General features: G+C 61.3%; 11 protein-coding genes. 7 read left to right on the top strand and 4 right to left on the bottom strand.

The genetic code is table 11. From position 1 onward, the window contains the following. Positions 1-70: 70 nt before the first annotated feature. On the top strand, positions 71-1,591 hold the full coding sequence (locus V7651_RS06535) for a helicase HerA-like domain-containing protein (protein ID WP_335612652.1): 1,521 nt from the start codon (positions 71-73) through the stop codon (positions 1,589-1,591). A gap of 128 nt (positions 1,592-1,719) precedes the next feature. Next, positions 1,720-3,150 carry an aldehyde dehydrogenase family protein gene (locus V7651_RS06530; RefSeq protein WP_035538030.1) on the top strand — a complete coding sequence of 477 codons (1,431 nt, stop codon included), beginning with the start codon at positions 1,720-1,722 and terminating at the stop codon, positions 3,148-3,150. Between the two features lie 67 nt (positions 3,151-3,217). On the opposite strand, the gene V7651_RS06525 is transcribed toward V7651_RS06530, so the two are convergent. Continuing rightward, positions 3,218-4,777, bottom strand: coding sequence for a PQQ-dependent sugar dehydrogenase (locus tag V7651_RS06525; RefSeq protein ID WP_335612651.1), 1,560 nt, complete (start codon positions 4,775-4,777; stop codon positions 3,218-3,220). 167 nt (positions 4,778-4,944) lie between these two features. On the opposite strand from V7651_RS06525, the gene V7651_RS06520 reads away from it, so the two are divergent. Together V7651_RS06520 and V7651_RS06515 are read left to right on the top strand one after the other, a co-directional pair. Beyond that, positions 4,945-5,535 (top strand): CC0125/CC1285 family lipoprotein, encoded by a 591-nt coding sequence (locus V7651_RS06520; RefSeq protein WP_335612650.1) that lies wholly within the window; start codon positions 4,945-4,947, stop codon positions 5,533-5,535. 153 nt (positions 5,536-5,688) lie between these two features. Continuing rightward, on the top strand, positions 5,689-6,957 hold the full coding sequence (locus V7651_RS06515; protein WP_335591069.1) for a multidrug effflux MFS transporter: 1,269 nt from the start codon (positions 5,689-5,691) through the stop codon (positions 6,955-6,957). Here the strand turns inward: V7651_RS06515 and rimK are convergent. Both rimK and V7651_RS06505 read right to left on the bottom strand, forming a co-directional pair. Further along, a complete protein-coding gene (rimK, locus tag V7651_RS06510) occupies positions 6,944-8,362 on the bottom strand; it encodes a 30S ribosomal protein S6--L-glutamate ligase (RefSeq protein ID WP_335591070.1) in 1,419 nt (472 codons plus the stop codon). The genes V7651_RS06515 and rimK overlap by 14 nt on opposite strands. Positions 8,363-8,593: 231 nt before the next feature. Then, positions 8,594-10,624 carry a protein meaA gene (locus V7651_RS06505; RefSeq protein ID WP_335612989.1) on the bottom strand — a complete coding sequence of 677 codons (2,031 nt, stop codon included), beginning with the start codon at positions 10,622-10,624 and terminating at the stop codon, positions 8,594-8,596. A gap of 224 nt (positions 10,625-10,848) precedes the next feature. On the opposite strand from V7651_RS06505, the gene V7651_RS06500 reads away from it, so the two are divergent. Both V7651_RS06500 and V7651_RS06495 read left to right on the top strand, forming a co-directional pair. After that, positions 10,849-11,304 carry a hypothetical protein gene (locus tag V7651_RS06500; RefSeq protein WP_335612649.1) on the top strand — a complete coding sequence of 152 codons (456 nt, stop codon included), beginning with the start codon at positions 10,849-10,851 and terminating at the stop codon, positions 11,302-11,304. Positions 11,305-11,353: 49 nt separating this feature from the next. Continuing rightward, positions 11,354-11,662: a SemiSWEET family sugar transporter gene (locus tag V7651_RS06495; RefSeq protein ID WP_335612648.1), complete on the top strand. Its 309-nt coding sequence runs from the start codon at positions 11,354-11,356 to the stop codon at positions 11,660-11,662. On the opposite strand, the gene V7651_RS06490 is transcribed toward V7651_RS06495, so the two are convergent. Continuing rightward, positions 11,611-12,438, bottom strand: a complete 828-nt coding sequence (locus V7651_RS06490) for an aminotransferase class IV (protein WP_335612647.1) — start codon at positions 12,436-12,438, stop codon at positions 11,611-11,613. The two genes, V7651_RS06495 and V7651_RS06490, sit on opposite strands and share 52 nt — an antisense overlap. 221 nt (positions 12,439-12,659) lie before the next feature. On the opposite strand from V7651_RS06490, the gene ccrA reads away from it, so the two are divergent. After that, positions 12,660-13,916, top strand: coding sequence for a crotonyl-CoA carboxylase/reductase (ccrA, locus tag V7651_RS06485; RefSeq protein WP_035538041.1), 1,257 nt, complete (start codon positions 12,660-12,662; stop codon positions 13,914-13,916). Positions 13,917-13,959: the final 43 nt, after the last annotated feature.

Raw genomic sequence — 13,959 nt, 5'->3', positions numbered from 1 at the left:
TCAGTGGGGGCCTTGCCGAATCCTGTGAAACCACTAGCGTCCGCTCCGCATCAGGGGAGAAATGGGCAACATGACGGACGCACTTTTCATCGGCGGCGCTGACGCAGACGGCACGGGAACACCGAACACGGCCCAGGAAATGCTTCTGAAAGTGGCCAACCGCCATGGCCTCGTCGCTGGCGCCACCGGTACGGGCAAAACAGTGACCCTGCAGATTCTCGCGCAGGGCTTTTCCGATGCAGGGGTGCCCGTCTTCTGCGCTGATGTGAAAGGCGACCTCTCAGGCATCTGCGTTGCGGGAAGCGCCGACCACAAGCTGCATGAAAAGCTCGTCGCGCGGGCAGAACTGATCGGTCTGGAAGACTTCGGCTATGCCGCCGCGCCGACCATTTTCTGGGACGTGTTCGGCGAGAACGGTCATCCCGTTCGCGCCACGATTTCAGAAATGGGCCCCCTGCTCCTGTCGCGCCTCATGGGCCTGACCGATGCGCAGGAAGGCGTGCTCAACATCGCCTTCGAATATGCCGACGACAACCAGCTCCTGCTGCTCGACCTGAAAGACCTGCGCAAGCTGCTCACCCATCTTTCCCAGAAAGACGTGCGCGACGAGATCAGCAAGGAATACGGCAATGTGGCCGCCGCCTCGCTCGGCGCGGTACAGCGCAACCTTTTGATGCTCGAACGTGAAGGTGCCGAACACTTCTTCGGCGAGCCGGCCCTGGAGCTGGAAGACCTGATGCGCACGACCCAGGACGGGCGCGGCTATGTCAACGTGCTGGACGCCACGAAACTGATCAACAGCCCGAAACTCTATTCCACTTTCCTGCTCTGGCTCCTGTCGGAACTATTCGAGCGCCTGCCGGAAGTCGGCGATCCGGAGAAACCGAAACTCGTCTTCTTCTTCGATGAGGCCCACCTCCTCTTCAATGATGCGCCCCCCGCCCTGATGCAGAAGATCGAACAGGTTGTGCGCCTGATCCGCTCCAAGGGCGTCGGCGTCTTCTTCGTCACCCAGAACCCGCGCGACCTGCCCGAAAGCGTTCTCGCCCAGCTCGGCAACCGAATGCAGCATGCGTTGCGCGCCTACACACCCGCTGAGCGGAAAGGCGTGCGAGCGGCAGCTGACTCCTTCCGGCCAAACCCCTCCCTCGACACCGAAGAGATCATCACGCAGCTCGGCACGGGCGAGGCGCTCGTTTCCACGCTCGACGCCAAGAGTGCGCCATCGGTCGTCCAGCGCACAATGGTGCGCCCGCCTTCCTCCCGCCTCGGCCCGGCAACGGACGCCGAACGGGCCGCCGTGCAGAAGGACAGCCCCTATGCTGGCAAGTATGACGACGTGATCGACCGGGAATCCGCCTACGAGATCCTGGAAGAGAAGGAAGCAGAAGCGGCGGAACAGGCCGAGAAGCTCGCCGCCAAGGAAGCCAAGGCGGAAGAAGCGCTCGCAAAGAAGAAAACCCGCGCGAAATCGACCCGCTCGCGCCGCCAGACGCCGATCGAGGCGGCGGGCAAGCAGGCCGCCCGCACGGCGACGCGGGAGATTACCCGCTATATCCTACGGGGCATCCTGGGCGGCATGAAGCGCTAGGTCGCAGGTCTGCCCTTGATGAATTCCTTGTTACTAACCAGATTTCCTTTGCGTCAGGACTCGCCGGTGACGCGCACGTCACCTATAGTCAGGCAAGAACAACGGACACCACAGGGAGGCTCACGCCTATGAAAGATTATCTCAAGTTCTACATCAATGGTGAATGGGTCGATCCGGTCGAGCCGCGTACGCTCGACGTCGAGAACCCCGCAACCGAAGAACCCTTTGCGCGCATCTCGCTCGGCTCGAAAGCCGATGTCGACAAGGCTGTCGCCGCCGCCAAGGCTGCTTTTCCGTCCTTCTCGCAAACCAGCGTCGAATATCGCGCCGACCTGCTCGACAAGATCACGGCCGGTCTCCAGAAGCGCATGCCTGACCTTGCCAGCGCCATTTCAGACGAAATGGGCGCGCCCATGTGGCTCGCCAATGCGGCTCAGGTGCCTGCCGGCATGGGCCACTTCGCCACGACAGCTGCCATCCTGCGCGGCTATGAATGGGAAGAGCTGAAAGGCACGACGCTCCTGCGCAAGGAAGCCATCGGCGTCTGCGGTTTCATCACGCCATGGAACTGGCCGCTCAACCAGATCGCCTGTAAAGTCGCCCCTGCCCTCGCCGCAGGCTGCACAATGGTGCTGAAGCCTTCGGAAATCGCGCCGCTTGATGCGCTGATCTTCGCTGAAGTCCTGCATGAGGCCGGCGTGCCAAAAGGCGTGTTCAACCTCGTCAATGGTGACGGCCCAAGCGTCGGCGCCGTTCTATCCGGACATCCGGATGTCGACATGATGAGCTTCACCGGCTCGACCCGCGCCGGCGTGCTCGTGGCCCAGGCCGCTGCACCGACCGTCAAGCGCGTTGCCCAGGAACTCGGCGGCAAGTCGCCGAACATCGTCCTGCCAAATGCTGACCTTGAAAAAGCTGTCGGCGGCGGCGTGCGCCAGATGATGACGAACACAGGCCAGTCCTGTAACGCGCCGTCGCGCATGTTCGTCCAGAAGGACCAGCAGGCTGACGCGATCAAGATCGCCAAGGCCGCTGCTGAATCCGTAAAGGTCATGATGCCCGGCGAAGCAACGCCAGGCGCCATTGGCCCGATCTCGAACGGCAGCCAGTTTCAGAAGGTTCAGGACCTGATCCAGAAGGGCATCGACGAAGGCGCGACACTCGTCGCAGGTGGCACTGGCCGTCCTGAAGGCTTCAACAAGGGCTACTTCACCCGCCCGACCGTCTTCGCAGACGTGACCAATGACATGACCATCGCGCGCGAAGAAATCTTCGGCCCGGTGCTCTGCATCCTGCCTTATGACACGCTGGAAGATGCCATCTCGATGGCAAATGACACGGTCTACGGTCTTGCCGGCTATGTTCAGGGCCCTGAAAAAGAAGCCAATGAAGTCGCCAACAAGATCCGCGCCGGCCAGATTCTGGTCAATGGTGCGAACCCTGACTTTTCCGCACCATTTGGCGGCTACGGACAGTCGGGTAACGGCCGCGAATGGGGCGAGCTCGGCTTCGAGGAATTCCTCGAGACCAAAGCCGTCATCGGTTACAAGGCCGCCTGATCCATCAGGTTCGCAATACAGACATGATCAAGGGCGGCCCGCGAGGCCGCCCTTTTTCTTTGCGGGGTCAGGGCTGGTCGGCCTGGATGCGGAACACATCGCCGAGAATGGAGACGATATAGAGATTGCTGTCATTGTCCTCGCCAAAGCTGGAAATGCTCTCGACCGTTCCCGTCTCCGGGCGCAGCGATCCGTTAATGCGCAGGAATTCGCTGCCGAACACCGTGCGGTCCGGGCCGAGATCATCCACCGGCACGGCCCAGACGTTATTCGAGACAAAATCCGCAAAAACATAATGGTCTTTGATCAGTTCAAGATTGCCCCGGTAGACATAGCCGCCCGTTATGGACTGTCCCTGTGTCATGCCGCTGCCATGCGTGTATTCGATCACAGGGTCGACAAGGCCAGCCCGGTCTGCGCCGCTATAATCCTGCGTACCTTCCTGAATATTCCAGCCGAAATTCGTGCCCGCATCACTCATGCTAAGCCGGTCGACTTCCTCCACAGCGCCCTGCCCGACATCGCCGATGAAGAGGTCGCCGCTCACCTCATCGAAGCTGCAGCGGAACGGATTGCGCACACCCAGCGCGAAGATTTCCGGACGGCCCGAAGCCCCCGTAAACGCGTTCCCCGACGGGATGGCATAGTCACGTGCATCATCCGCAGGGAAATCATCTCCGGTCACATCAATGCGAAGGATCTTGCCAAGTAGTGAGTTCGGATTCTGGGCATATCCGTTCGGGTCACCCGCGCCGCCACCATCGCCCGTCGGCACGACCAGAAGCCCGTCCGGCGCGAAGCCGATCCAGCCCGCATTATGGTTCGCTTGCGGCTGGTCAAATGTCAGGATCACGTCGGCCGTTGCCGGGTCGGCCTGTGTCAGCGAACCTGAGAACATCTGGTAACGCCGAATTTCCGTGTCGCCGCTATTATTGGTCATGTTGATGTAGAAGGTCCGGTCGCTCGCGAAGTCTGGCGAGAAGGCAAGCCCGAGCAGCCCCCCTTCCCCCGCTGCAGATGTTTCGCCGGATACATCAAGGAAATCGACAGCGTCGATCACGCCCGTCGCCGGATCAAGCACACGGATATGGCCCGCCTTTTCAAGCACGACGACCTGCGACGTGCCCGGCAGGCCCGCAAGGTAAAGCGGTTGCGTAAAGCCGGTGCCAACCCGCGCGACGGTCATGCCCTCGACGACATCGTCCACAGTGATGGCGAGTTCCAGACGCGCCGTAAGGCCGCCCGGGTCCGTCGCTTCAAGGGTTATGTTGTAGACATTGTCCGCATTGGCATCCGCAGGCGCCTCGAAGTCGAGCGGCGTGGCCGCACTGATCGTTCGGGCCGTTGTATCAATATTGAAGGCCGCTTCATCACCGCCGGGCACGACTGAAACGGAGACGGTATCACCATCCGGGTCGGATACGGCAAACGTGTAGAGCGTCCCGGTCGCGTTCTCATCGACGCTGGCTGTGGGTGATGACGTAAAGGCGGGCGCACGATTGGCAGGGGTGGGCGGTGGCGTGGGCGCATTCCCACCATCACTTCCGCCGCTACAGGCAGCCAATAACAAGGGAGCCGCCGAAATCAGGCCAAGACGGGTTTTGAACCTACGCGTTACTTCTGGCATGATGGCGCCTCCTCACAATGATGGAATGCCCCAAATCTCACGCTAGTTCCCGAAAACGTGATTGTCATATGACAAATGGGACAGCTGGAACCTGCCAGTTCAACTGGCGTTCAGCTTGGATTGGCTTACATTGAAGGTAACCAGCTCCCCTCAGGAGGACCGCCAAAATGCACATTTCCAAGATTGCCGCCGGTTTTGCAGCGCTCGCCATGCTTGTCGCCTGTACAACCGCGACCCCCTATCAGGCAGCGCTCGACACGCAGCGCGGCTATTCCGAACAACAGATCGAATCCAACCGTTTCCAGGTCCAGTTCTCAGGCAACAGCCTGACAGACCGCAAGACGGTTGAAACCTACATGCTCTATCGCGCCGCCGAACTGACCAAGCAAAATGGTTTTGACCATTTCCGCGTTGTCCAGCGCGCCACGGATGCCGACAGCCGCGTCGTACCGACAGGTACAGGCTATTCGCCATTCTACAGCAACTTCTATCTCGACTACAGCTACTATGGCCCCCGCGCCGGATACTTCTATGACCCCTACCGCCGCTGGGCCTATCCGCGGTCGTTCTACGCATCCCGCTTCGGCTATTATGACCCGTTCTGGGACGGCCCGCAGGAATATCGCGAAGTGACGAAATATGTCGCCTCGGCCGAGATCGTCATGGGCAAGGGTCCGAAACCCGATGATCCAGCCTTCTTTGACGCCGATCAGGTGATCTTCAACCTGGGCACCCAGATCCAACGCCCTGAAGCCTGAGTCAGCGCTGAACATCCGCTTAAACGCCGCCCCCTTCAGGGCGGCGTTTTTACTTGGTGCACATTTTTCGCGCATTCGCCCCTAGGCAAGCGGGAAGGCTTGGCCCAGATAGGGGCCTTCCCCCAAACCGCACCTGACAGGAAAGGCGGGCCCATGGCCGACCAAGAACCCACCGCCATTCCACCTACAGGCGTCCTGCCCGGCGCGAAGCGCCCCGTGCCTGGGCGCAGCGAACTTGTCGTGATGATTGCCGGCCTGATGGCGCTCAATGCTTTCGGCATCGACGTCATGCTGCCCGCACTCAACCAGATTGCCCATGACGTCGGCCTCACTGCGCCCGGCATGGAAAGCGACAACCGCCAGCAGATGATCATCTTCTCATATGTGCTCGGCTTCGGCGCGCCGCAGATCATATGGGGGCCCATCTCTGACCGTTTCGGACGGCGCGGTCCGCTTTTCGTGGCCATCATCGGCTACATCATCACCGCCTTTGCCTGCATCGTGATGCGCGACTTCCATGCCCTGTTGTTGATGCGGTTCACGCAAGGCGTGTTCGCCTCCGGCGGCCGCCTCGTCGCTGTCTCGATTGTGCGCGACCTCTTCGCCGGTCGCTCGATGGCCCGCTTCATGTCACTGGTGATGACCATCTTCATGGTCGTGCCGATCCTCGCGCCGGGTATCGGACAGCTCGTCCTGCTGTTCGCCCCATGGGAAGCCATCTTTGTGGTCCTCGGCATCTTCGGCATGATCATGCTGGGCTGGACCTGGATGCGCCTGCCCGAGACATTGCCGGAATCCGCACGCCAGCCATTGAACCTCGGCGCCGCCATGAGCGCCTATGGCCAGATCCTCAAGTCCCGCGTGACGTTCGGCTACATGTGCGTATCAGGCGTCATCTTCGGCGCGCTGTTTTCCTTCATCGCCTCGTCGGAACAGATTTTCCGCGAAATCTTCGGCCAGACCGAAACCTTCGCGCTCTGGTTCGCAGGCATCGCCGGCACGCTCGCCTGCGCCAACTTCCTCAATTCCCGGATTGTGGAAAAGGTCGGCATGCGCCGTATCAGCCAGACGGCCCTCTTTGTGTTCACAATCGGCGCCGCCGTCCTGTCGGCCATCAGCTATTTCTATGGCGAGCACCTCTACATCTTCTTCCCGCTGTTTGCGCTCTGCTTCGGCTGCTTCGGCCTGATGGGGTCGAACTTCAGCGCCTTGGCCATGGAGCCGCTGGGCAAGATCGCCGGCACAGCGTCAGCGGCGTATGGCTTTGCGACGACGACGGTCTCCAGCCTTATCGGCATGGCCATTTCCAGCCAGTATAACGGCTCGACCATCCCGATCACGCTCGGCTTTGTCTGTCTCGGCCTCGCATCGCTCGTGATCATCCTGATCACCGAGAAGGGCCAGCTGTTCAGTTCACGTTGACGCGGCGGCCCGTTCGCCCGGTCCGCCCGGTTGTTTCGCGCACCTTGGCGAGCGGGCGAACCTGCCGCTCCAGATGCTCGATGATCATGCCGGCAATGTCCTTGCCGGACGCGCCTTCTATGCCCTGAAGGCCCGGTGAGGAATTCACTTCCAGCACTTTCGGACCTTCATCGGTCTGCAACAGGTCGACGCCTGCCACCCGGAGGCCCAGCACCTTCGCCGCATCGCGCGCAACTTCACGCTCCGCGGTCGTCAGCTTCACTGCGCTCGCCGTGCCACCCCTGTGCAGGTTCGAGCGGAACTCGCCCTTGGCTGCCTGCCGCTTCATGCCGCCAACCACCTTGTTGCCGATGATGAAACAGCGCGTGTCCGCGCCGGCCGCCTCAGCCACGAATTCCTGAACAAGGAAGTTCGCCTCCAGGCCGCGAAAGGCATCCACCAGGCTCTCGGCCGCCTTGCGCGTCTCGGCCAGCACAACACCCTTGCCCTGCGTCGAGGAGAGCAGCTTCACGACCACGGGCGCACCTCCGGCGAGCGATATCAGGTCTTTCGTATCCTTCGGACTGTGTGCAAAGGCCGTGATCGGCATGCCGATATTGGCGCGCGCCAGCAACTGGTGCGCCAGCAGTTTGTCGCGCGAACGCCCGATGGCCCCTGCCCCGTTCAGGCAGAAGGCGCCCGTGTTCGAGAACTGGCGCAGGACGGCCATGCCATAGTCAGTGATCGACGCACCAATGCGCGGGATAACTGCATCGAAACGCGCCAGCGCCTTGCCGTCATAGTGAACTTCAGGGTCCAGCGTGCCGATCTGCATGTAGCAGCGTGCCGTATCGATGGCCTCAATCACATGGCCGCGTGCTTCGGCGGCTTCCATAAGGCGCCTGGACGAATAATTGTTCGGCTCGCGCGTCAGCAAGGCAATCCGCAGCGGTCGCTTCACCGGGGTGCGCTTGGGCAGGCTGCCATAGCGGGCGAAATCCAACACCGGCTGGCTGAAGGACACGTTCGGATTGACGATCATGTCCGGCTGGATGGCCGCGCGGCCGAACAACATGCGATAGGTCATGCTTTCGCGGTTCGACAGGGTCAGCTGGATCGGCCAGCGGCGTTTGCCCATCTGCACATCGGTCTCGATGACATAGCGCAGTTCGGTGTCGCCATTGGAGCTGGTCACCTCGCGCCGGTCGATGACGCGCGCCGAACAGGTGATTTCAAGGTTCGGGTCTGCCGGGTTCGGCTGGATCAGGAAGCGCACCTGCGGCTTGGTGCTCGGCCCGAACGGCTCGATCACGCTGGCATGCAGGGCCGAGGTCTTCGCGCCGGTGTCCACCTTGGCCTTGATCGCAGGAAGCCCAAGGTCCGGCAGCGCCAGCCATTCTTCCCAGCCGAGTTCAAACTGTCCCATACCGGCTCCCGCTCAGACTGAATTTTAAGAATGCGCCGCCCTTAATGGGCTTCCGGCACATCGTCCAGAGCCAGAAAGCCGTACTTGCCTTTCCTCCCCTGCGCAGCGGGGGAGGTGGCGCACGCCGCAAGGCGTGTGACGGAGGGGGCATTTTCCGCCCCCACCAACCATGCTCCCCCTCCGACCCCTTCGGGGCCACCTCCCCCGTTTCACGGGGGAGGAAAAATCTTGCTAAGCCGTCGCGAGCCACGCCTTCTCGACTACTTTCACCACGTCACCCATGATGCCGGTGATCTTGAAGTCCTTCGGCGTATAGATGCGGGCAACGCCCATCTGGCGCAGGGCCTGCGCATCTTCCGGCGGTATGATGCCGCCGACGACCAGCGGCACATTCTCCAGCCCCTGCTTGCGCATCTCGGCAATCGTCTCGCGAACAAGGTCAAGGTGGCTGCCCGACAGGATCGACAGTCCAATGACATGCGCCTTGGCCTCTTTCGCCTGCGCGGCAATCTCTGCCGGCGTGAAGCGGATGCCCTCATAGACGACATCCATGCCGACTTCCCGTCCGCGCGCCGCGATCTGCTCGGCACCGTTCGAGTGGCCATCAAGGCCCGGCTTGCCCAGCACATAGGTGAGGCGTCGTCCGAGCGCGTCTGACACACGGTCGACCTCGGCCTTCACCGCTTCGATTTCTTCATCTCCGCCACTGCTGATAACCATGGCCACGCCCGTCGGTGCACGGAATTCTCCGAACACTTCGCGCATTGCCGTGCCCCATTCGCCTGTCGTCACACCCGCTTTGGCGCATGTGATGGAAGGCTCCATGATATTGCTGCCGCTCTCGGCCGCCGCCTTGAGCGCAGCAATCGCGGCATCACACGCCGCATTGTCGCGCTTCGCACGCCATGCTTCGAGGTCGCGCACCTGCATGGCTTCTTCCATCGGATCGACCGTCTGGATGGAGCCGTCGCCCACGCCGAGCGGGCTCTCTTCGGTAGACGTATACTTGTTGACGCCGACCACGCTGAGCGAGCCGTTCTCGATGGCCTTGATCCGGTCGATATGCGCACCGACCAGGCTCTCTTTCATATGCGTGATCGCATTGGTCGCCCCGCCGAGCGCGTCGATTTCAGCCAGCGTGGCGCGCGCCATCTTCTTCAGCTCTTCGGTCTTGCCTTCGATCACATGGCTGCCGTCGAAAATGTCCTCGAACTCAAGAAGGTCGGTCTCGTAAGCGAGAATCTGCTGCAGGCGCAGGCTCCATTGCTGGTCCCACGGGCGCGGCAGGCCCATGGCCTCGTTCCAGGCTGGCAGTTGCAGCGCGCGGCAGCGGGCACGCTTGGACAGCGTCACGGCCAGCGCCTCGATCAGGATGCGGTAGACATTATTCTCCGGTTGCGGCTCGGTGAGGCCCAGCGAGTTCACCTGCACGCCATAGCGGAACAGGAGTGCCTTGGGGTCTGACACGCCATAACGTTCGCGCCCTATCTCTTCCCAGAGATCGACGAATGCGCGCATCTTGCAGAGTTCCGTAACGAAACGGACACCTGCATTCACGAAGAAGGAAATGCGCCCGAACACGGTTTCAAAGTCTGATTCCGGAACTTGCCCACCGGCTTTCACCTTGTCGAGCACCGCAATCGCCGTCGCCAGCGCATAGGCCAGCTCCTGTTCAGGTGTCGCACCAGCCTCCTGCAGGTGGTAGGAGCAGACATTCATTGGGTTCCATTTTGGAACTTCGGTATAGCACCAGCTGACCATGTCCGCGATCAGCCGCATCGACGGCTCCGGCGGGAATACATAGGTGCCGCGCGACAGGTATTCCTTCACGATGTCATTCTGCGTCGTGCCGCGAAGTTTCGCCCGGTCGTCGCCGCGCTCATCTGCCAGCGCGACATACATGGCCAGCATCCAGGCGGCCGGCGCATTGATCGTCATCGACGTGTTCATCTCTTCCAGCGGCAGCTGGTCAAACAGTTTCGCCATGTCGCCCATATGCTTGACCGGCACACCCACTTTGCCGACTTCGCCCTTGGCCAGGATATGGTCGGCGTCATAGGCGGTCTGCGTTGGCAGGTCGAAAGCGATGGAGAGACCCGTCTGCCCCTTGGCCAGGTTGCCCCGGTAGAGTTCGTTCGATTTCTGCGCCGTTGAATGACCCGCATAGGTGCGGAAAATCCATGGCCTGTCAGGCGCGTGCTGGATCGGTCTCTGTGTATCGGCCATGCCGGGGCTCCCCTTTGTATTGTTGCGGCGCAACATGCCGCGCGGCGCGCCGGAGCGCAAGCGGCACATGGCGCCCTTGTGCTGACGCATTTGCGTGGCCACATTCGGGACACTACACCACCCGCGACAGACCCGCGAATACCCTTTGACGTACCTCGAACCGACCCGGAAATACCCTGACCCAGTCCACCTCCCCGCTCCAGACCGCCCTTGGCCTTCGCCTTGCCACCCTGCTCGCCTTCCCTTTCGGCGTATTGCTTGTGGCACTGATGGAGCGCAGCGCATTGATGATCGTGCTGCTCGCTGCCGCCATGATGGGCGTCAGCCTGGTTGAGCGCCTGCGTCTCGCCCGCCTGACGGGGAACCCGGCGCCTATCGCCATGACAGCGCTTTTGCCCGGCTTTGCGGTGCGCCTTGGCGGCCTGGCGGGCCTGTTCATCGTCTTCCTGGGTTTCCTGGCCCTCTTTCGCGACACGTCACTGGCGCGCGGCTTCGGCCTTGAAGATGCAGCAATTTTGATCGGCATCACCGGGTTTGCCCTTGCGGCCAACGCGATCAGCGCCCGCATCGCCACAACCGAGGTTGGCGCCGTCATGAGCACAATGAACGCTTCGTTCCGTGATGCCAATCCGGGCGCCCGCATGACAGGCGGAGACATCATCGAGGGCGAATTCCACGACGCCGAAGACGACACCGATCCCGCTACTCGCCGCTAGGTCCGGCTTGATGTATAAAGCTTTCGGACGCTGACAGAGGACGCATCAAGTGGCTGAATATATTGGATTTTTGGCTGCATTTTTGACAACCGCCTCGTTCGTGCCGCAAGCCGTCAAAATCCTGCGCACGCGGCAGACAGACGGCATATCCCTCATTATGTACGCCATGTTCACCGTCGGTGTCGCCGTCTGGCTGGTCTATGGCATAATGCTGGCCAGCCCATCAATCATCGCCGCTAATTTCGTGACCTTCTGCCTTGCCAGCACGATCCTCATGCTCAAGGCAAAGGCCGTTTTCGCCCCGCCTCAGTCCATCGCCCAAGGCGCAACAGCCGCCACATCGGCCCCCATCGCCTGATAATAAAGCCGCTGGAGCTGACGCGTTACCGGGCCCGGCTTGCCGCTGCCAATCGACTGGCCATCAATGGAGATCACAGGCGCAATCATCGCGCCGGCAGACGTCGTGAACGCCTCGACCGCCGCAAGTGCTTCCTGAGGCGTGAATGACCGCTCAACGAGGGTCAGGCCTGAACCCTCCAGCAGGGAAAGCACACCGGCCCGTGTAATGCCCGGCAGGATCGACGAGGAAAGCTCGCGCGTTACCAATTGCCCCGCCGAATCGACAATCCAGGCATTGGACGAGGCCGCCTCGGTTACCCTCCCCTCCTCGACCATGAGGGCCGTATCCGCCCCCGCCTCTCGGGCGGCGCGATAGGCCAGCGCCTGCGACAGGAGCTGGGTCGTCTTCATGTCGCGCCGCTTCCAGCGTGTGTCATCCAGGAAGATCGCCCTCACCCCATCGCGCGCCGTTTCGCCGATCAGCTGCTTGGTGTCGGCATAGAGGAAAACGGTCGGCTCGAATTCTTCGGGCCCGGCAAAGTCGCGCATGCCATAGGCGCCGCCTGTAACCTGAAGATAGATCAGCCCTTCGGTAAGATTATTGTATTCGATGAGATCGCGATGAACCTTGCCCCAGGCTTCAGCGCTGAGCGGGTTTGGCAGGGCAATTCCGCCCAATGTGCGGTCTAGACGCGACATATGGCCCTCAAAATCGACCAGGCGGCCGCCATAAACGGCCGTTACCTCATAGGCGGCATGGGCAAAAAGGAACCCCCGGTCAAAGGGCGAAACCATAGCGTCTGCTGCAGAACAGAAGGCGCCGTTGAGGTAGGCAGTCTGGCATATTGTCATTTTTGTCACGCTGTTGGGATTGCGATATTGTGCGGCGCAACAAAATCCTTGCATCCTTGCTGGCCAAAAGCCAAGGTGCCGCGACCCGGGGGCTTTGTGAAGACACGCAATAATCGTGCGCACGCTGCTCCCTGACGTGATTCTGGAGGATTGGTATTTCAATTATGGGCAGACAACAGAAAGACATTTACGAACTGGGCGAGATTCCGCCCGAGTTCCACGTGCCGAAACTCATGCATGCATGGGCCATCCGGCGTGAGCGCCATGGGCGCCCGTCATCCGCGATGCAGCTTGAGCAGGTTCCGGTACCGGAAATCGATTCCGACGAAGTGCTCGTCCTCGTGATGGCTGCCGGCGTGAACTATAACGGCATCTGGGCCGGTCTCGGCGAACCGATTTCGCCCTTCGACATCCACAAGCAGCCCTACCACATTGCCGGCTCCGACGCCGCAGGCATCGTCTGGGCCGTGGGCCGCAAGGTCACCCGCGTGAAGCCGGGCGACGAAGTCGTGATCCACTGCAACCAGGATGATGGCGACGATGAAGAGTGCAATGGCGGCGACCCGATGTTCTCGCCCAGCCAGCGCATCTGGGGCTATGAAACGCCAGATGGCTCGTTCGCGCAGTTCTGCCGCGTTCAGGCCCGCCAGTGCATGCCGCGCCCGAAACACCTCACCTGGGAAGAGAGCGCCTGCTACATGCTGACGCTCGCGACGGCTTACCGCATGCTGTTCGGCCATCGCCCGCACATCGTGAAGCCTGCTGACAACGTGCTCGTCTGGGGCGCCTCGGGCGGCCTTGGCAGCTTCGGCGTGCAGCTTTGTGCCGTCACCGGCGCGAACGCCATCGGTGTCGTTTCCAGCGATGACAAGAAAGAGCACGTGCTCAGCCTCGGCGCCAAGGGCGTATTGAACCGGAAAGACTTCAATTGCTGGGGCCAGCTCCCGACCGTGAATGGCCCGGAATTTGCCGACTATATGAAAGAGTCGCGCAAGTTCGGCAAAGCCATCTGGCAGTTTACGGACAAGAAGGATGTCGACATCGTGTTCGAACATCCGGGCGAAAGCACCTTCCCTGTCTCGGTCTTCTGCGTGAAACGCGGCGGCATGGTGGTCATCTGTGCCGGCACGACCGGCTTCAACCTGACCATGGATGCCCGCTTCCTCTGGATGCGCCAGAAGCGCGTCCAAGGCAGCCACTTTGCCCACCTGAAGCAGGCGAGCGCGGCAAATGACCTGGTCATCAACCGGCGCATTGATCCCGGCATGTCCGAAGTCTTCTCCTGGGCAGACATCCCTGCCGCCCACGACAAGATGCTCGACAACAAGCACCTTCCCGGCAACATGGCCGTCCTCGTGACATCGCCAAAGCCGGGCCTGCGCACCGTCGAAGACGTGCTGGAAGTCTCAGGACAGATTTAGCGTGGTAATCGCCCCCTTGGCTCTGACCAAGGGGGCTTCTCAC

It is taken from the genome of Hyphomonas oceanitis (assembly GCF_036964545.1).
Classification (GTDB): domain Bacteria; phylum Pseudomonadota; class Alphaproteobacteria; order Caulobacterales; family Hyphomonadaceae; genus Hyphomonas; species Hyphomonas oceanitis.
This window is presented reverse-complemented; position numbering and strand designations above follow the sequence as displayed.